The 17,678-nt window shown below is 47.1% G+C and carries 17 protein-coding genes; 9 read left to right on the forward strand and 8 right to left on the reverse strand.

Going from position 1 to position 17,678, the window contains the following annotated elements; translation table 11 throughout:
• The first annotated feature begins 78 nt into the window (after nt 1–78).
• From QNJ26_11840 to QNJ26_11850, 3 genes are read left to right on the forward strand one after another with little or no spacing between them, the layout of a single operon-like run.
• On the forward strand, nt 79–1,140 hold the full coding sequence (locus QNJ26_11840; GenBank protein MDJ0986225.1) for an NAD(P)H-dependent oxidoreductase: 1,062 nt from the start codon (nt 79–81) through the stop codon (nt 1,138–1,140).
• 50 nt (nt 1,141–1,190) lie between these two features.
• A complete protein-coding gene (locus QNJ26_11845) occupies nt 1,191–1,925 on the forward strand; it encodes a class I SAM-dependent methyltransferase (protein ID MDJ0986226.1) in 735 nt (244 codons plus the stop codon).
• A 21-nt stretch (nt 1,926–1,946) separates the two neighbouring features.
• On the forward strand, nt 1,947–2,282 hold the full coding sequence (locus tag QNJ26_11850; GenBank protein MDJ0986227.1) for a hypothetical protein: 336 nt from the start codon (nt 1,947–1,949) through the stop codon (nt 2,280–2,282).
• A gap of 215 nt (nt 2,283–2,497) precedes the next feature.
• Here QNJ26_11850 and trxB read toward each other — a convergent pair whose 3' ends face one another.
• Nucleotides 2,498–3,445: a thioredoxin-disulfide reductase gene (gene trxB / locus QNJ26_11855; GenBank protein ID MDJ0986228.1), complete on the reverse strand. Its 948-nt coding sequence runs from the start codon at nt 3,443–3,445 to the stop codon at nt 2,498–2,500.
• Between the two features lie 458 nt (nt 3,446–3,903).
• Here trxB and QNJ26_11860 point away from each other — a divergent pair, with 458 nt between their 5' ends.
• The 6 genes from QNJ26_11860 to QNJ26_11885 all read left to right on the forward strand — a co-directional run bounded on the left by QNJ26_11860 (nt 3,904) and on the right by QNJ26_11885 (nt 9,000).
• Nucleotides 3,904–5,064, forward strand: a complete 1,161-nt coding sequence (locus QNJ26_11860; protein MDJ0986229.1) for a M20/M25/M40 family metallo-hydrolase — start codon at nt 3,904–3,906, stop codon at nt 5,062–5,064.
• Nucleotides 5,054–6,058: a glucosyl-3-phosphoglycerate synthase gene (locus QNJ26_11865; GenBank protein ID MDJ0986230.1), complete on the forward strand. Its 1,005-nt coding sequence runs from the start codon at nt 5,054–5,056 to the stop codon at nt 6,056–6,058. Before QNJ26_11860 ends, QNJ26_11865 begins: the two co-directional genes overlap by 11 nt.
• Complete coding sequence (gene moaA / locus QNJ26_11870; GenBank protein ID MDJ0986231.1) at nt 6,059–7,078, forward strand: GTP 3',8-cyclase MoaA; 1,020 nt, start codon at nt 6,059–6,061, stop codon at nt 7,076–7,078.
• A gap of 248 nt (nt 7,079–7,326) precedes the next feature.
• Nucleotides 7,327–7,809: an adenosine-specific kinase gene (locus tag QNJ26_11875; protein MDJ0986232.1), complete on the forward strand. Its 483-nt coding sequence runs from the start codon at nt 7,327–7,329 to the stop codon at nt 7,807–7,809.
• A 198-nt stretch (nt 7,810–8,007) separates the two neighbouring features.
• Nucleotides 8,008–8,316, forward strand: coding sequence for a PilZ domain-containing protein (locus QNJ26_11880; GenBank protein ID MDJ0986233.1), 309 nt, complete (start codon nt 8,008–8,010; stop codon nt 8,314–8,316).
• A gap of 381 nt (nt 8,317–8,697) precedes the next feature.
• Nucleotides 8,698–9,000: a hypothetical protein gene (locus tag QNJ26_11885; protein ID MDJ0986234.1), complete on the forward strand. Its 303-nt coding sequence runs from the start codon at nt 8,698–8,700 to the stop codon at nt 8,998–9,000.
• A 128-nt stretch (nt 9,001–9,128) separates the two neighbouring features.
• Here the strand turns inward: QNJ26_11885 and QNJ26_11890 are convergent, their stop codons facing one another.
• From QNJ26_11890 to QNJ26_11920, 7 genes are all read right to left on the reverse strand, one after another.
• A complete protein-coding gene (locus QNJ26_11890; protein MDJ0986235.1) occupies nt 9,129–10,847 on the reverse strand; it encodes an FAD/NAD(P)-binding protein in 1,719 nt (572 codons plus the stop codon).
• Between the two features lie 33 nt (nt 10,848–10,880).
• A complete protein-coding gene (locus QNJ26_11895) occupies nt 10,881–11,669 on the reverse strand; it encodes a PhzF family phenazine biosynthesis protein (protein ID MDJ0986236.1) in 789 nt (262 codons plus the stop codon).
• Nucleotides 11,670–11,882: 213 nt separating this feature from the next.
• Nucleotides 11,883–12,353 carry an ATPase P gene (locus tag QNJ26_11900; GenBank protein ID MDJ0986237.1) on the reverse strand — a complete coding sequence of 157 codons (471 nt, stop codon included), beginning with the start codon at nt 12,351–12,353 and terminating at the stop codon, nt 11,883–11,885.
• A 57-nt stretch (nt 12,354–12,410) separates the two neighbouring features.
• On the reverse strand, nt 12,411–13,571 hold the full coding sequence (locus QNJ26_11905; GenBank protein ID MDJ0986238.1) for a PatB family C-S lyase: 1,161 nt from the start codon (nt 13,569–13,571) through the stop codon (nt 12,411–12,413).
• A 144-nt stretch (nt 13,572–13,715) separates the two neighbouring features.
• Entirely contained in the window at nt 13,716–15,221 is a 1,506-nt protein-coding gene (locus tag QNJ26_11910) for a hypothetical protein (protein ID MDJ0986239.1), read from the reverse strand.
• A gap of 178 nt (nt 15,222–15,399) precedes the next feature.
• Nucleotides 15,400–16,410, reverse strand: coding sequence for a J domain-containing protein (locus tag QNJ26_11915; GenBank protein ID MDJ0986240.1), 1,011 nt, complete (start codon nt 16,408–16,410; stop codon nt 15,400–15,402).
• Between the two features lie 76 nt (nt 16,411–16,486).
• On the reverse strand, nt 16,487–17,653 hold the full coding sequence (locus QNJ26_11920) for an acyl-CoA dehydrogenase family protein (GenBank protein MDJ0986241.1): 1,167 nt from the start codon (nt 17,651–17,653) through the stop codon (nt 16,487–16,489).
• Between the last annotated feature and the right edge of the window lie 25 nt (nt 17,654–17,678).

Genomic DNA, 17,678 nt, shown 5'->3' on the forward strand with positions numbered 1-17,678 from the left:
ATAAGAAATGACAACTGATTGGGGTCTTTTCTCACTCGGCTTATCTCAGCGTAAAGCCGGCTAGACAAGGAGGACAACATGAAAATACTGGCCCTTAACTCCAGCCCCCGCACCGGGGGGCAAAGCCAAACCGAACTGATGCTCAATCATCTTGTCGAAGGTATGCAAGACGCAGGCGCAGAGGTGGAAGTCGTCAATCTGCGTGAAAAAAAAATCAACTATTGCATCGGTTGCTACACCTGCTGGACCAAAACCCCCGGTAAATGTCTGCACAAAGACGACATGACCAAAGAACTGTTCCCCAAGTGGCTTGATTCGGATATAGCGGTTTATGCGACGCCCTTGTATAACTATACCCTCAACGCCGAGATGAAGGCTTTCATGGAGCGCACGATCCCATTTTTAGAACCCTTTATTGAACAACAAGGCAACCGCAGTGCGCACCCCCTGCGCTACACCCCTCCCGATGCGGTTGTGCTGTCGGTGGCGGGCTTTATTGAGATGTCCGTTTTTGATCAGCTTTCACACTATGTCCAATTTTTACTGGACCGCCGCAACCAACTATTGGCTGAAATATATCGCCCAGCGGCAGAAATATTATATCGGGATAAGGACGCAAAAGCAGCGGTACTTGCGGCAACGGTTCAGGCTGGGAGCGAATTGGTTGACTCCCGGCAAGTTTCCGCTGAAACGTTGCAACAGATCCAACAGCCTTTCATTGATTTTCAAACATTTGCCCTGACAAGTAATGTATTCTGGAAGACTTGTGTTGCCGAAGGTGTTACACCCAAAGAATTCCGCGAGAAAAATCTGGTTCCAAGGCCGGATACCATCGAAAGCTTTATGAGGACCTTCCCCATGGGGCTGAATAAGGAAGCCGTCGGTGAAGAGAAGAAAATTTTGCAATTTCATTTTTCAGATGAAGTGACCGATGCTTGCCACTTCATCATTGAAAAAGATAATGTATTTGCTGAACAAGGTCACGCAGAGAATCCCGACATCACCATTGTGACACCTTTTGAATTATGGATGGATATCATGACGCGCAAAGCCGATGGACAGCAAATGTTTATGGAGCAAAAATATACCGTTAGCGGTGACCTGGAATTGATGATTCAATTATTTCAAAAAGAAAGCTGATTCAAATTAATAGACGGCTTTTTATCGCTTTTAGCCAGATGGTGAAAAAAATGGGAAGACCCCTTGAAGAAAAATCATCAGTTAAGGACATCAAGAAAAGATTTGACCGGGATGTCGAACGTTTTTCTAATCTTGAAAACGGAGCCACAACCATAATGGATGCCCCCCTGGCCATGGAGTTAATCAGCCGGGCAGCGGTTGGGTCTACCCGAACTATCCAGCGCGTTTTGGACATCGGCTGCGGCGCGGGTAATAACACCCTAAAGCTGTCTGAATACGTCAGCCCGTTTGATGTTGATCTGGTGGACCTTAGCCACCCTATGCTGGAAAAAGCCCATGAGCGCATCGCAGCCGTCAATCGCGGTAATATCAGAACGTTACAGGGCGATTTTCGTGAAATTGAGCTGCCCGCACACCACTATAATGTCATTCTAGCAGCAGCTGTTTTGCATCATTTACGGGATAAAAAAGATTGGGAGGCTGTATTTAAAAAAATCTTTGGGCTGACGGCTTCGGGCGGCAGCGTCTGGATTACGGACCTGGTGTCCCATGAGACGGAGCCTATCCAGGAACTGATGTGGCAACGGTATGGTGACTATCTTTACTCGCTGGGCGGTGATGACTATCGCGCGAAGGTCTTTGACTATATCGACAAGGAAGATTCACCTCGACCCGTCACCTACCAGTTGGCGCTTCTGCGCAAAGTCGGATTCGACCGTGTCGAGCTTTTGCATAAAAATGCCTGTTTTGCCGCGTTTGGCGCCATCAGGGAAGCACGTTTATAAAATCAGAGTGTTGATATACCCATGGGTCGCCTTAAATCGATATCCTGGTTTATCTTTTGCCTGCTGGGACTTTCCGGTTTCGGGGTCATCGTTGCCGAAGTTCTCAAAAAATGGCATTTCATCAGTGAAGATCTGAGTGTCGTTTGGGTTGTCGCGCCAATCCTAATTCTTTATATTGTTCAACAAGCCACCCAATCATCTTATGTCAGACGCTACTTCAATCTATCTTCGCACTTCGTCAGCCGCTCGAGAACCATCATCAATATCATTTTGGTCATCCTGGGGGTTTTTGCATTGATCAGCCTGCCATTTCTCTGGTACGGCGTTATTGAAGAGCTGGCATCACAAAAACATTAATACCTGTATCTTGCATGAAAATTAATGAATAATTTAAACGCCATTGATGGCGGTGGGTCTAATTATCTGTAATCGCAAGACAAGTTCTCTACGTGTCAAAGGATTTTTTTTCATTATATCTGATAGCTGTTTTGTTGTATGTCTTGAATTTGTTTAACTTACTGTCTTAACATGGCTTTTTATTTTCACATTAATTTTCATGCAAAATCAAATTTTTATAAATTTTCAGCCGCCCGTTTAACTTCAACGTAATAAGCCGCTGCCAACGCTGCGGTGCAGCCGTCAGCTGCCGATAGCACGATTTGGCGCGCGTATTTTTCCCTTACATCACCGACAGCAAACACACCGGGCAGATTGGTTTCACACTTTTCATCGGTACACACATACCCGTCGGGATTGACTTTGGTGCCGGCGGGCACCAGCTGGTTGCTGGGGTCAAACCCGATAAAGATAAAAACCCCATCTGTGGCCAACTTTCGCGTTTCACCGGTCTGGGTGTTCTGCAACGCAACGGCGCTGACTTGATCGGCATGTGAATCAATGGATGTGACAATGGAATCCCAGAGAATCTCAATTTTTTTGTCAGCCATCACACGCTGCTGCAAGATCGAACTGGCCCGTAAGGCATCCCGCCGATGAACCAGATATACCTTGGCAGTAATTTTGGAAAGATACAGCGCTTCTTCTGCGGCCGTGTCACCGCCGCCAACCACCACAACGGTTTTGTTACGAAAAAAGAAACCATCACACACCGCACAGTATGAGACACCCTTGCCGTATAATTCATCTTCGCCCGGAATGTTCAGTTTGCGAGGCTGGCCACCAGCAGCCAAAATCACCGTATGCGATTTAAGGCGCTCGTCGTTATCCAGCGCCATGGTATGCCAATCAAGACCCGGTTCCAAGGCGGTGACTTCCTGGGAAAGGACCTCCAAGTTGTAGGATTTGGCATGGTCCAGAAATTTTTCAGACAGATCAAAGCCGTTAATATTTTTAAATCCGGGATAGTTTTCAATGGCGTCGGTCTGCGTCATCTGTCCGCCAGCAGCGGCTTTTTCAATTAAAACCGTGCGCATCGATGCTCTGAGGGCATATATGGCGGCTGATAGGCCGGCGGGACCGCCACCGATAATAACAAGGTCATAATATTCACGATTTGCCATATTTTTTCCTCCTTGAGTAGGCGCCGGCAGGTCCGATCGACCTTTGCTGTAAGACCAGCGCTAAAAATATCCTGTGCATCGCTATCTTCGATAACATGCTGAAATAATATGTACTCATTCCAATAAAAAGATGGCTGAGCAGTCAGTTAAGATGACCCTATCCCTCTTTGCCATATAACTAAAAATGAATAAAAATTCAAACAATTATAGATATCTATGATTATACACGACCCGCAAAAATTTGGCTGATTGATGATGAGATGTTGACCTTATCTTGGAATTTAGTGTAACTTAAATTGGTTTAACGTTTCGTATATGTATTCAGCACTGGTCATTTGCAAATTTCTTGGATCCCCGAAACGGCCCGCTGATATCATTGGGTTTTGTGCAGCGATCTGCCGGACCGTGATCCAAAATTTGCCCTGCGCTGCAATCAACAAAAAGTGCTAAGGTGCGCCATGGCAAACTTTTTTGAACAATTACCCGACCTTGTCAATAAAATAAAATCTCTGCGCGAAATCATTATCACCAATATCGTGTTGATCGGCCAAACCCCGGCGCCGACATTTCGCGAAAAAAAGCGTAGCAAACTGTTCATGGAGCGCTTGGCCGAATTTCAGGTAGACGAAGTCACCACCGATGGCTATCGCAACCCGATCGGCATTATTCGTGGAACTGATGCCAGCAAGCCACCCATTTTTGTTCTGGCCCATATGGACACGTTTTATGAAAAAAATCGCCCGCTAAATTACACCATCAAAGAAAACACCATCACCGGCCCCGGGCTGTTGGACAACTCGTTGGGTGTCGGTGTGATCACATCTTTACCGGCCATATTTAAACAATTGGATATCTCTTTTGAATCCGATATTGTGCTGGCCGGTACCATCCAATCCATTGGCAAGGGAAATCTGCGCGGCGTCAGACATCTGCTAAAAACATGGCCCACTCCCATCAGGGGCGGCATCTGTGTTGAAGGCATTGAATTGGGACGCCTCAATTATTATTCGGATGGAATGATCCGGGGCGAAATTGGGTGCACTATTTCTGATGAAAGAAATCGACTGAACGAATACACACCCAATGCGATCATCGTTGTAAATGAGGTCATCAACGAGATCATGAACTTGAAGCTTTCCCAAAGGCCCCGGTCAAGAATCGTCATCGGGCGAATCAACGGTGGTGCCAATCACGGCAGACTGGCTCCCGAAGCAAATCTGGGGTTCGAGATACGCAGTGACTCCTATAAAGTCGTTAAAAATCTATTCGGAGAAATTCGAGACATTGTTGAAGGCATTGGTCACAGATATGAAGCCGATATTAATTTGAAAACCATCAGTAACCTGAGGGCTTCGCGCCTGAAGCACAACCACCCGCTGGTGAAACAGGCGGCATCGGTCCTAAACGCTTTGGGCATTAAACCGATTACCAAGCCGACAGAATCTGCGCTGTCTATTTTTCTTTCGCGCAAGATTCCAGCCGTTACGCTGGGCGTCACCAACGGCGAGAACCGCTACAAGGAAAACGCCACAATGGAAATTGAGCCCATGTACCGGGGAATTGCTCAGGTTATCGGCGTATTGAAGGCAATCGACAGTGGGGTGTGCGATGAACATTAAATGGCTTGAGAAAAATACGTTTCATTATTCGGACTTCAAGGATCTGAACAGATTGGTCGACGCAAAGTCCAAAAAGAACCTTAAAATTTCCCTGTGTCTGCCGACGCTTAATGAAGAAAAGACCATTGCCAAAGAAATCATCATCATGAAATCAGAGCTGATGACCCGCTATCCATTGCTGGATGAAATCGTGGTCATCGATTCCGGCTCAAACGATCGAACCTGCGACATTGCCCAGCAATACGGCGCTGATGTTTATCAGGCCTCTGATATCTTACCTCACCTGGAACCTTATAAAGGCAAAGGCGAAAATCTCTGGAAAGCCCTTTTTATTACCAAGGGGGATGTTATCGTTTACCTGGATGCCGACATCAAAAATATTCATCATCGCTTTGCGTATGGTCTGCTGGGCCCATTGCTGCTTAATGACGACATTAAATTTGTAAAAGCATTTTACGATCGGCCGATTTCAATCGGCAAAAAGAAGATGCGCCCCACCGGAGGCGGCCGTGTTACAGAGCTGGTTATCCGCCCGCTGTTTTCGTTATTTTTTCCAGAACTCACCCAATTAATTCAACCGCTTTCAGGAGAATATGCCGGTTTCCGCGAAGTATTTGAACGCATCCCGTTTCCCATCGGCTACGGGGTTGAAACCAGCATGAATATGGATATTTACGAAAAGTGGGGCCTGGATGTCATGGCTCAAGTCGATCTGGATCGTCGCATACATCGTAATCAAGATACCAAAGCCTTAGGGCGGATGGCCTTTGTCATTTTGAAAACCTTTATCAATCGCAAAATCCGCATGGGGCTAATCGATCTAAGAGATGAACTATTTACTGAGATGATTCAATACAACCTTGTTAATGATAAGTATGAACCTGATATTTTCAAAATAGAAGGTCATGAGCGGCCTCCAATCATTGAAATTCCTGAGTACCGTGAAAAATTCGAAGTTGACCCCCAACAGATGAAAGAATTCCAGGAGGCCTAATTGCAATCCGAATTCGACATAATGGCATCAAAACCATCCAAGCTAATTGACAGCTGCAACCGCCATTTGAATTACCTGCGAATATCCATAACCGACCGTTGCAACCTGCAGTGCCGTTATTGCGTGCCACAAGAATTAATTCCCAAACTGTCTCACGCTGATATATTGACCTACGAAGAGATCTTAAGGGTCGTTCGCGTGGCCACCCGTCTGGGTATATCTAAAGTACGCATTACCGGGGGTGAGCCGCTGGTCAGAAAAGGTGTTTATAATTTTTTGCATAAATTGGTTGCCACTGAAGGTCTCAAAGATGTGTCATTGACCACCAATGGCGTTTATTTGAATGAGAACATCGAAAAAATCCAGGCCGCCGGTATATCCAGAATCAATATCAGCCTTGATACACTCAGTCGATCGAAATATCACGATATTACCGGTTTTGATAGATTTGAACGGGTCTGGCAAGGAATCGAAACGGCCCATCGAGCGGGGTTTTACCCGATAAAGCTAAATATAGTCGCCTTGCGGGGCGTCAACGACGATGAGCTTGTTGATATGGCGCGCCTCTCTTTTCAATCTCCGTTTCATGTCCGCTTTATTGAATACATGCCCATCGGCCAGGCCGATTTTAGTCCGGATCCACCGCTACTGGTTCCGGAAATAAAAGATCGTATCAGCGTGCTCGGCAATCTGGAGCCGATACGGGAAATCACCCATGACGGGCCGGCCCAGCGTTATCAATATACAGATGCCAAGGGTGAGGTCGGTTTTATTCCGGCAATTAGCCAGCATTTTTGCGACAGATGCAATCGACTCAGACTGACTGCCAGTGGTCAACTCAGACCTTGCCTGCTGAGTGATCGTCAAGAAAATTTGAAAAAAGTGATCAGAGAAAATGGTTCGGACAATGATTTGGCGCAAATCTTTCTGAATACCGTCATACATAAGCCTTCAAATCATAACTTGGCGCCTCAAAAGTCGGCACATGTCTGTGGGCAAATGCGCGCCATCGGGGGATAACAAAAAAAGCCCGGATCGCAGCAGTGGGAGGCTACATTTACTCACGCACGTGTCATTGGATGCAATCCGGGCTTAAAGCGGTAAGCCTGGAGGAGTTTGTGGTGCTCAGTTAAGATGCCACAACGTATCACAGGCTTATAAAAATGAGCAATTATCAGACCCACGCACGCAGGTCAAGATTTATTTTTACACGCCGGCAATTTTTTGTTTTATGAAAAAAGGACAACATTTTCACGCTGGAGGGTTTTATGGAAATCACTACCGTTAAAATCGAAAATCCGGCAGGACTCAATTTTATCCTGGGCCAGTCTCATTTTATCAAGACCGTTGAAGACATCTATGAAACCATGGTGACCACAGTCCCCATGGCAAAATTTGCTGTGGCCTTCTGCGAAGCATCAGATGTATGCCTGATCCGGCATGCTGCCACAGATGATGCCCTTTTGGAACTGGCACAGCAAAACGCCCTTAATCTATCTGCCGGGCACAGCTTTATTATTTTTATGAAGGATCTTTTCCCCATTAACGTCTTGAATGCGATTAAAAATGTGCCCGAAGTCTGTCGAATCTTTTGCGCCACTGCAAATCCGGTTGAGGTCATTATCGCTGAAACCGAGCTGGGACGCGGAATTTTGGGTGTCATTGATGGATATAAATCTAAAGGCATTGAAAATGAGGCGGATATCGAGGTTCGCAAGGAATTTCTGAGAAAAATCGGCTATAAACAATAACATAAGCCCTTATAAAAATAACCTATTAATATTACTCTATATTTATTTTCAAAACCGATTGCTTTTTTCTTTGACTTCTTTGGGCTTTGGGTTTATTTGTCAGTTGGTCACCATCTCTAAAATGGTGTCGGCCAACACCATTTTACGAAGCGATTGCAAAACGATTGGGATGTCGCATCCAGGTGGAAGGGGGCATGAATGATAGATTCAGAGCAACGCGGCGCGGCGCGTGTAAAGCACACCGCCAATATCCTGCTTGAAAATTTACCGGCAGGAACCCATTATAAAGCTAAAATGTATAACTACAGCCGCGGTGGTATGTATTTCGAGTCCGATTATGCGCCGCTGCCCGGATCTGAAATTTATATTGGCATCGAGCGTTCACCTTATGATGCCAGCCCTGATATCTATCGGGTGCAGGTTCGATGGCGCAGAGAGCTGGCCGCCAAAAATTCCGATTATACATTCGGTGTGGGCGTCAAATATCACTATCCCATCGAGCCCTAGTACCAGGAAAGCCGACACCCGCCGCCCTCATCAAGCAGCACCGGCCATTCATAGTCCATTGGCCGCTTCCCGGCTCCAATCGAATGGATGCTACGCCTCAGATATTAAACCTTGACGCTTTTCTGCCAAATTGAAATCTAGATCTTGATCTCACGCAGCAAAATAGCGAGTTCGATGGCTGCAATTCAGCACGATCACAGCCCTAAAGAGGGTTGTCTTAAGGCAGATAAATTAAATTTATTGTGATATCAATATAATACAATAGATTTTCCTTGTCTTGCTTGACTGCCTGCAATAAAGTGTTACCGTAATTTTACCCGTATACCTTTTAGCTACCGTAAATATCGATAACGTAAGGCATTGGAGACGAAGGGAGCGATCATGGAGGTAAAAGACTACTGCAAAGCAATGTTGGCTGAAGCGTCTGGGTGGAAAGAAAAGCTCGAAGCGATGAAAAAGGTCGCAGACAGTTATGGAACGGAGCAAAGGGAAAAAATACTTCCCCTGATCGGACAGATAGAGCAAGAGGTTACTAATGCACAGTTGCGTGTGCAAAAGCTTGAAACAGAGTGCCCTTCTGACTGGTCACCACTGAAAAATGAACTCGACGATCTTTTCGGCACCATCGGAAGTAGTGTAGACCGCGCCTGGCGCGACCTGGCTCCTGGTGAGGTCGGCGGATAGAAAATTTCAGGAGGAGAGGCATCGACCTCTCCTTCGAAAACATGCAACCCATCTGGTCGCTTTACCTCTAATGTGGCGGCCACATCAATATCGCCAATGGGTCAATTCATAAGTTGATAGCATTTTTGCTAAGATGCTTTCAGATAATCGATCAGGCCTTCCGCAATTGTGGCCGTTGACCGCACGATACCACGCGCCATACTCGCATCAATAATCTGACCTCTTGTCATGGCACCAACAGCGTAAACGGTTTTCGATTGATCGAGCTTATCGCCAGAAACCCGTCGAATGATAAAATGGGAATAAGGATCGATCCAAATGCTACCGGTTTGGTAAACCTGTGGTTTCGATTTCTGTTGATTGGCTGAGGCACCTCGTTTGTCAACAAGTGGGACGTCTTGGATTTCTTCAATTTGAACAATACCCCGACCCAGCAAATTTTTCATGAATGTCGAAGGATCGGTCTGGACGGATTTCGCCTGCCCGCGGGCGTCGACAACATACGTATATGTGTCTCTTTGTTGAATCCCAGCATTATTTGGGTAAAGAAAGTCGTAAACGCCCTTGGTGTCATTTTTTGCAAACTGGTAATCTTTTCCCAGCTTGATGACGTCAACAAGTCCGCACCGCATGAGGGCCAAAATTTTTTCAGCATTTATGGCAGGCTGAGTAGCAGCATGGGTAAAGAAAACCGAGGTATATTCACGATCAAAATGCGCTCTGTCTTCTAAAGATAATCTCAGATAAATTTCTCTGACCATATCAAATGACTGGTAAAGCACCGTTTGCCAGATGAGCTCACCATTCGGCCCATCTCCTTTTCTCGCGTCTTCCAAATATTGCTGTAAGAGATCAGTCGGTGTACGGGTCGGATTTAGAACTGCTTGCCAATCGATACTGTGGCCGTATGCCGCTTTCAGTTCACGGCTTAACAACTCAAAAACGGCCTCGAGCTTGACATATCCCTGGTTTTCAGCAATCAAGCTATCCAGATTCTCGCGCGTCAGAAACGTGTTGCGGTAGGTTCCCATCTTGCCCCTGACCTTTGGCAACAATCCTCTTCTGGAATAAAGCACGAACCGTCTCGGATTAGCTGGCGGCACAAAAACCAGCTGATTAAAATCATCACGAATAAAATGTCCATCAGAGGTGAGCGTTAATACAACCTCGATGGCACTTAAGCTGGTTCCAATAACAGCGATCTTTTCACCGACCGGTATCTTTTGGAGCAAGTTTTCCGCTGGCCAAGGTGAGGGAAAGTATGTCGCTCCTTCCATCTTTTCAAACCAGTGGCCCGTGGCAATTAAGACACGATCAGCGACACATGAGAAAGTTGATCCAGATCCAAGATGCTTAACGGTCAGGTGAATTTTATCGCGTTTCTCCTCAATATCGATCACTTCAGACTGGGAATGAAGCGCAACCGTCAAACCGAGTTTTTGAGCTTTATGATAGGACTCCTGAAATTTAGCTTTCAGATATGCGCCCATTATGGCACGGGGGTAATGGTTGCAAGGGGCTGGGTTGTTGGCTGCATTAGCTAACCACATGGGAGACTCTTTGAATCGATGGTGATGATGGACCACCCATCTCTGAAAATCAGCTGGTTGGTCCAATACAATACCCATGTCTTCGGCACACATGTTCGTAATGTGAAAGGGCATGACGTTGCGATCACAATGCGGAAAGCCGGGTCCAAAGGTATCTTGTTTTTCAAAAATCTGAATTTGAACTTGTGGGAGCTTTGCCAGGATTTGATTATTTTCTTGCCGCACTTTTTCGACAAGTTGAAACAGCATCGTGGTTGCCGTTAACCCACCGCCGATTATGGCAAAATTGAAGCCCATTTAAGCCTTAATCCTGACCTGATATTCTTATATTTAAAAAAGAGTTGCCTGCATAACGGTTACCGCCTGCCCAATGAGGTAGACCCGATCACCGCCAACCCTCACCTTGACAACACCTCCCCGCGCTGAGGCCTGATAGCCGGTGAGCTCATTTAAATTCAGCTTATCGGCCCAATAAGGCCCTAAACAGCAATGCGCCGACCCAGTGACCGGATCTTCGTTAATACCGGCTGCCGGCGCAAAAAACCGCGAAATAAAATCACACGTTTCCTTATCCGAGCGGCTGGTAACGATAAATCCTCGTCCGGAAATCTCATTGAGCATGGAAAAATTCGGCGCCATATTCCGTACGGTATCAGCCGAAGCAAATTCTAGAAGATAATCAAATCGATTTTTACCAACATACAGCGCATCAGCCCCAAAGGCTTTGAAGACCTCTTGCGGGAAATCAGCAGGCTTCTCGGGCTCAGCCGGAAAGTCCATTTCGATCCAGGAATCTTTGCGTACGGCGCTCAGAAGACCGCTTTGGGTATAAAATCGTGCCGGGCTGTCTGCCGGCAAAAAACCTTGCTCCCACAAAATATGGGCGCTGGCCAAAGTGGCATGCCCGCACAATTCAACCTCGACCGCTGGGGTAAACCAGCGAAGGTGATAACCGTCATCCTGTTCTACCAAAAAAGCGGTTTCTGACAAATTCATTTCATTGGCCACCTGCTGCATCCAGGTCTCATCGACGGCTTGCGACAGCACACAAACACCTGCCGGATTGCCAGCAAATGGCGTGTCTGTAAAGGCATCGACTTGAAATATGTCCTGCTTCATTCACCCCTCCTTTTTGCATAAAAATTAATGAGAAATCTAAAATATATTCAATGATAGCATGGTCATTAAACAAGTTCTGTAATATAAATTGCCGATCAAGTATAAAGGATAAATATCATTTTATCTCATAAATTTTCATGCAAAATATGGTAAAAGGTTACATGCGATTTCTAAAACCTTGAACGATTGAACCTTTGAACCCTGAACCTTTTCTTACGAGCGCAGCGTGGCAATCAGCCTCAATGGATGTTGTAACAACTGCAGCGCGGAAACAATATCAGAGCAAACAATATCGGCGGCAGCGACCGTACCAGCCGCGGCCCCCTCCTGCAATATGACGGTAATACCCAGGGCCGCCTCCTTTAGCATGAGGCGATCGTTACGCCCGTTGCCCACACAAACAACATGATCAATTCCCAGCGCCTTGATGTAGTTTAGCTTGCCCATATCCTGGGCATCCGGGGCAAGAATCGAAAGCCGGCAGTCAAGACCTTCTAAATTGTCATGAACGTTGCCGAAAGTATCAGCCGTTAGAACATGCACCTGCAGCGTATCCGCCAGGGACGTCAGGTTTTCGCTGACACCCGCGATTAGCGCCCCATCACAGGCAATCGTCCCGTTATAGTCCAAAACGATATGCTTCAGTTGTAATGTTTTGTGTCCGGGGATATTGATTTCGAGCATCTTTCATTTCCTGATGATGTGATCTTTACAAAAGCGTTTATGGAGATGGCGATACGTTCAGGCGATATGTTTGTCCATGGCTTGTTTCATTCGAGCCAGCGCCTCTTCCAACTGTTGCCGCTGACAGCCAAAATTAAGACGCACAAATCCGGGGCCGCCAAATTCGATGCCGTCCTGAAGACCCACAGCGGCATTTTCAAAAAACCGTGCGGGTGTCGGCAAGTCAGCGTTGCGCACATCGATCCAGGCCAAATAGGTGGCTTCAACCGGCGCCATGGAAAGCGTTGGCATGGCGGCCATAGCCTGCGCTACCGTGTCCCGGTTGCCGCGAAGGTAATCCAGTAGTTGTGTATGCCAGTCAGCGCAGCCCCGATAGGCGGCTTCAGCAGCCGTATAGCCCATAACGTTAACATGCGGGACAATGCCTGCCGTGGCCTTGATAAAGCGTTTACGCAGATCTTTATCAGAGATGACGGCGAAAGCACACCCCAGACCCGGCAAATTATAGGTTTTGCTGGGCGACATCAAAGTAATGGTCCGCCGGGCGATGGCCGCATCGAGGGTTGCCGTCGGGATGTGGTTCTTATCGTCGTCCAGAATTAATTCGCAATGAATCTCATCGGAACAGATAATGATATCGTGTTTTTCACAGATAGCCGCCAGAGTGGTGAGTTCGTCGCGACTGAATACCCGTCCGACCGGATTATGCGGATTGCAGAGTATAAACAGTCGTGTGTTGGGGGTTATCGCTTTTTCCAGACGATCGAAATCAAATGACCATTGATTGTCTTTTTCCCGCAGGGGCACTTTTATCAAGTTGCGCCGGGAGTTTTGGGGGGCAGTCAGAAAGTGGGGATAAACCGGTATGGCTGTCATGACATCATCATTGTCCTGACCGACGGCACGGCAGGCCACATTAAAGCCGGTTACCAGCCCGGGCAACCACACCTGCCATTCGGGTTGTGTGGTCCAGCCATAATCGGCTTCAAGCTTTTCAACCACGAGGGCCTTTAAACTTTCCGGTGCAATCGTATATCCGAAAACACCATGGTCAATGCGCTGGCGCAGGGCTTCAATAACGGCCGGCGGTGAACAAAAATCCATGTCGGCCACCCACAGCGGGATGATGTTGCGATCCTTGTATTTGTCCCATTTCATACTGGCGGTATTTCGCCGCTCTACCGGTAGGCTAAAATCGAAACACGCGTCTTTTTTCACAGTCTGATTTTCCTTAATTTCATATTTGCTACCTGATCAGCAACTTATTGTGACGGGGGCTAATTCGATGCCATCTTACAAACCTCAAATAGCTGAATCTGTATCCATAAGTCAACGGGCAATCGATCAGCTAAGTTTGTAAGTTCAATTTAGGTTGAATTCGAAGTGCTCATCAAAAAGGTAGGGATCGTCGAAATGTGCCCGTCCGACGAATTTGATGGCATGATGACCGCGCTGTCGCATACGACCAACTTGAGGAACACCCATGGGGATAAAGATATCCGATTCCACCCGTTCCGTATATTTTGCGATGCCCCTTGAGTTAAATATACTTTCATGCCGGGCATCTGCTTTCGGCAGCATCTCTAAGCGATCGTAGGGCTCGAATTGATAGGGCCTGTAATCGGATGGCATGCTGCGAGACCCTATATGCTCCACCTGGTGCCATCCTGACATAACGCGAATGGCCAATCTTTGTCGGGGGTAATCATCCGGCAGCCAGGCTGGCACGAAGGCATCGATTGCCATTGGTGAAGGTAAAATCCGTTCAACCCTCTCATGGCGCGGAACATAAAAATGATAACAGCCGCAGTTGTTCATGACATCGACCATGAAAGGGCTGCCGTTTTCATCCAAACTGACGCGTATGGTTAATCCGTCCAGATTGCCGCGTTCGATGCGTGGCGAATTGGGCCCGCTGCGTTCCGAATACCAGATCACATAATTGATCTGTAATATTGGCGTGTTGTTTAAATAGGCATGTGAAAAATAAAAATACATCAGAGGCCTGTCGGCGTCCACGCTTACCTGCCGGACCGTCCATACAACCGCACCAAGTTTATCATAATCGGCGGCCTCATCCTGAATAATAAGCGGCGCAAACATCGCCAGCAATTTGTTTTGATCGTCCACCGAAGGCAAAGGAATGCCCAGTGGGTTTTTCCTGGACCGTTCCATCATCTTGCGAATTTCCGGCCCGGAGAATGCCATCCAATCTGCTGGTCCATAAGTGGTTAAGGTGCCCAGAATCGGCCGCTCATCTTCAGGCAATTGATGCCATTCAGCAATCTCGTTATTGACGCGCAGGGTGACAATGGCAACCGGAATGGCAGCCAGGGGGTACAAACCAAAAACCCGCATCAGGGTGGAATACTCACTTGAGTCTTGAACAGCCACGTTCAAAACTTCAAAGAAATCAGGCTGACGTTGATCATGGGTTAGCAGTTGATCGGAAGCAACCACAACTTTGGCCATTAAATTTTCACGACCCGGCCCCAAACCGAAATCGGTGACCAATCGTTGCACCTGGGCTGCCGGCAAATTCTGGATTTCCGCTTTGCGGGCAGCTAAATTCAATTGCTGCAGCAAAAAAACCCATTGACGTCTTTGAGCATCATTTTCCAGCCGCTGTTTTAGGGAAACAAGAAACCGATTGGCCCGTAAATAGGGAAAACCTTCGATTCGAAAATCAGCGCCGTGTCCCACCCCGGTCTTGTAAACGGCAGCATCCAGCTCTGCGAAAAAACGGACTGTTTCCGGCGGCCTTTGCGAATCGCTTTCAAATCGATATGCAACCCGGCTCGCACAACCTATGGCAGCAACGATGACCACTATGACCATCAGAACACTGTTACGATGCCTAAACCGCATAGATACCCACCCCTTTGGTCCGCATAAAAGCTTCGGTTCAAAAACCCTTGCCATAATTAATCTTAAGTTTAGCCTGCCCCGGATTTTATTCCCCCACACTGGCTGTCTTTTTGGGGAATCGCTCAAAACCGAAAGTTAACACACTTTAGGATCGCATGACGGTGCCTATAATGCTGCGCTAATCTTTTTTGGTTCGCAAAAGAGCATCGTAGGCCCGAGTTAATTCAACAAACTTTTCCTGATCACCGCCCTGATCCGGGTGAAGAGCCCGTGCTCTGCGCCGGAAAAGACGACTCAGCTCCTGTCGGTTCAATTTTTGGAGAGTGTCTTCGGTCTCATTGAAAATCGAGCTGGCGTCTTTCATACTAACCGTATTGTCACGTGACGGTGATTGATGAAAACGTCGGCTGTTAATAAAGTTGCGAATGTAGTCTTCCACCCAGGAACGCGGCGCAAAATCGAAATCAAAGAACATGAACAGATAGCGCACTAAGTATTCATGCAGCCAACCATCAAACGCCATACCAGCCCAAAAATCCGGGTCACCATTTAATTTGCAGATTTCCGCAATGAAGTAATCGTCGATATCCTTTTGCTTTAAAAACTGTGGCTTTTTGGCAGCAAACGATTCGGCAAAGAAACGGTTGATATCAAAAATGACATAGCTGTAAGCTTTATATTCTCGGGGGTTTAATTGTCGCTCCATGTGGATAAATTGCTGCTCAATTTCGTCTCTGGATTTGTGGCGCAATACATTGAAAACTTTATGTGGCACAAGCCACAAATAGCCCTGCTCCATACGGCCAAATTTAAGATAATGCAACCGGCGTTTATCGAAAATATGCACCTGCAGCTTGGTTTTGGCCGGCGCACCACTGGGTACCCTTACCTGTTGTGAACGTTTGCCTCGATTGCGAAAATGCTCCAATGCGTGTTGAATCCGCGGATTTAAAAACGGCCAAAAAATATCTTCAAGGTCATCTGCCGGCGTGGATACGCCCAGTCCTTCTAAATGATCTTCGATGTCCGGGTCGACATAAAATGCGTTTCCTCCCGGATAGATAATGTGCTCACCCGGATTGGTGCCCAGGTCAAATAAATCCCGGCTTACGTAATGTTGGCCGTCCCAGTAGGATTCCCGGATATAATAATGCAGCACACCTTCGATGGTTTTACGCGCTAGATACATTCCTGGTTGTTTCCCCTCAAAAGCATTATTCAGTTTTTTCCAGTCTATCGGTTTCTAAAGCGTTAGGTTTCAGTGTTTAGGTGAAGGCTGAGATACCCGTAATCTCCTGCCCCAACACCAGCGTATGCATACTGCTCGTCCCCTCCAAAGCACTGATCGCCTCCAGATCGCATAAATGCCGGATGACATGGTGATCCGCCAGGATACCCCGCGCCCCGAGGATATCCCTCGCAATGCGTGCGATCTTAATAGCTTCCTGCACGTTGTTCATTTTTGCCAGCGATATTTGTGCCGGCCGGGCTTGGTGAGCATCTAGTAATCGCCCCAGATGAAAATTAATTAACTGCGCTTTGGTGATTTCAATCAGCATGCGAGCCAACCGATCTTGAACCAGCTGATAGCCGGCAATGGCACGATCGAATACCTGCCGCTCAAGGGCAAACTGTCTGGCTGTCTGATAACAGGCAATGGCTGATCCAACTGCACCGCAGGCAACGCCATATCTGGCAAAATTAAGGCATTCAAATATGGATTTGAGACCGTTGGCATTCGGCAAGATGCTATCCGCATCAACTCTACAGTCCTTTAGATCAATAAGCGCCGTCGGGGAGGTCCGATAGGAAAATTTACGCTGAATTGCCGTGGCGCGAAACCCGGGTCTGTCGGATTCCACCAGAAAACCCCTAATTTCTCCTTCGTATTTTGCCCAGATAATGGCCACTTTTGCCATTGTACCATTGGTAATCCACATTTTCTTACCATTCAGAACATATCCATTTTTCGTCTTTTGCGCCCACGTCTCCATACCGCTGGGATTTGAGCCATATCCCGGTTCAGATAAACCAAAACAGCCAATAATGTTGCCGCGGGCCATTTTAGGCAGCCATTTTTTGCGCTGTTTCTCTGAACCAAACTGATAAATGGGGAACATGACCAGGGAATTTTGAACCGAAAACATGGCCCGCAGGCCGCTGTCACAACGACTCAATTCCTGACAGATGAGACCATAAACGGCGTGGCTGCGCGGTTTGCATCGGTGGCCATCGACATGCACCCCCAAAAGGCCCAGCTCAGCCATTCTTGGAATCAGCTGCACGGGAAAAGTTGCCTTGTCAAAATGTTCAGCGATGACCGGCATACATTCCTGGTCTACAAATGCGCGAACGATACCTCTAATGGTCTTTTCTTCTTTGCTGAGCAAGGTGTCAATCTGGTAAAAATCAACATTTTCGCCTGTAGTCATTAGCGATCTCCTGCTGTGGTAGGAT

It is taken from the genome of Desulfobacterales bacterium, from assembly GCA_030066985.1.
GTDB lineage: Bacteria > Desulfobacterota > Desulfobacteria > Desulfobacterales > JAHEIW01 > JAHEIW01.

Excerpts from the sequence above, each read along its gene's own strand:
- QNJ26_11840 (MDJ0986225.1), top strand. The coding sequence starts at position 79 with ATGAAAATACTGGCCCTTAACTCCAGCCCCCGCACCGGGGGGCAAAGC.
- QNJ26_11845 (MDJ0986226.1), top strand. The coding sequence starts at position 1,191 with ATGGGAAGACCCCTTGAAGAAAAATCATCAGTTAAGGACATCAAGAAA.
- QNJ26_11850 (MDJ0986227.1), top strand. The coding sequence starts at position 1,947 with ATGGGTCGCCTTAAATCGATATCCTGGTTTATCTTTTGCCTGCTGGGA.
- trxB (MDJ0986228.1), bottom strand. The coding sequence starts at position 3,445 with ATGGCAAATCGTGAATATTATGACCTTGTTATTATCGGTGGCGGTCCC.
- QNJ26_11860 (MDJ0986229.1), top strand. The coding sequence starts at position 3,904 with ATGGCAAACTTTTTTGAACAATTACCCGACCTTGTCAATAAAATAAAA.
- QNJ26_11865 (MDJ0986230.1), top strand. The coding sequence starts at position 5,054 with ATGAACATTAAATGGCTTGAGAAAAATACGTTTCATTATTCGGACTTC.
- QNJ26_11875 (MDJ0986232.1), top strand. The coding sequence starts at position 7,327 with ATGGAAATCACTACCGTTAAAATCGAAAATCCGGCAGGACTCAATTTT.
- QNJ26_11880 (MDJ0986233.1), top strand. The coding sequence starts at position 8,008 with ATGATAGATTCAGAGCAACGCGGCGCGGCGCGTGTAAAGCACACCGCC.
- QNJ26_11885 (MDJ0986234.1), top strand. The coding sequence starts at position 8,698 with ATGGAGGTAAAAGACTACTGCAAAGCAATGTTGGCTGAAGCGTCTGGG.
- QNJ26_11890 (MDJ0986235.1), bottom strand. The coding sequence starts at position 10,847 with ATGGGCTTCAATTTTGCCATAATCGGCGGTGGGTTAACGGCAACCACG.
- QNJ26_11895 (MDJ0986236.1), bottom strand. The coding sequence starts at position 11,669 with ATGAAGCAGGACATATTTCAAGTCGATGCCTTTACAGACACGCCATTT.
- QNJ26_11900 (MDJ0986237.1), bottom strand. The coding sequence starts at position 12,353 with ATGCTCGAAATCAATATCCCCGGACACAAAACATTACAACTGAAGCAT.
- QNJ26_11910 (MDJ0986239.1), bottom strand. The coding sequence starts at position 15,221 with ATGCGGTTTAGGCATCGTAACAGTGTTCTGATGGTCATAGTGGTCATC.
- QNJ26_11915 (MDJ0986240.1), bottom strand. The coding sequence starts at position 16,410 with ATGTATCTAGCGCGTAAAACCATCGAAGGTGTGCTGCATTATTATATC.
- QNJ26_11920 (MDJ0986241.1), bottom strand. The coding sequence starts at position 17,653 with ATGACTACAGGCGAAAATGTTGATTTTTACCAGATTGACACCTTGCTC.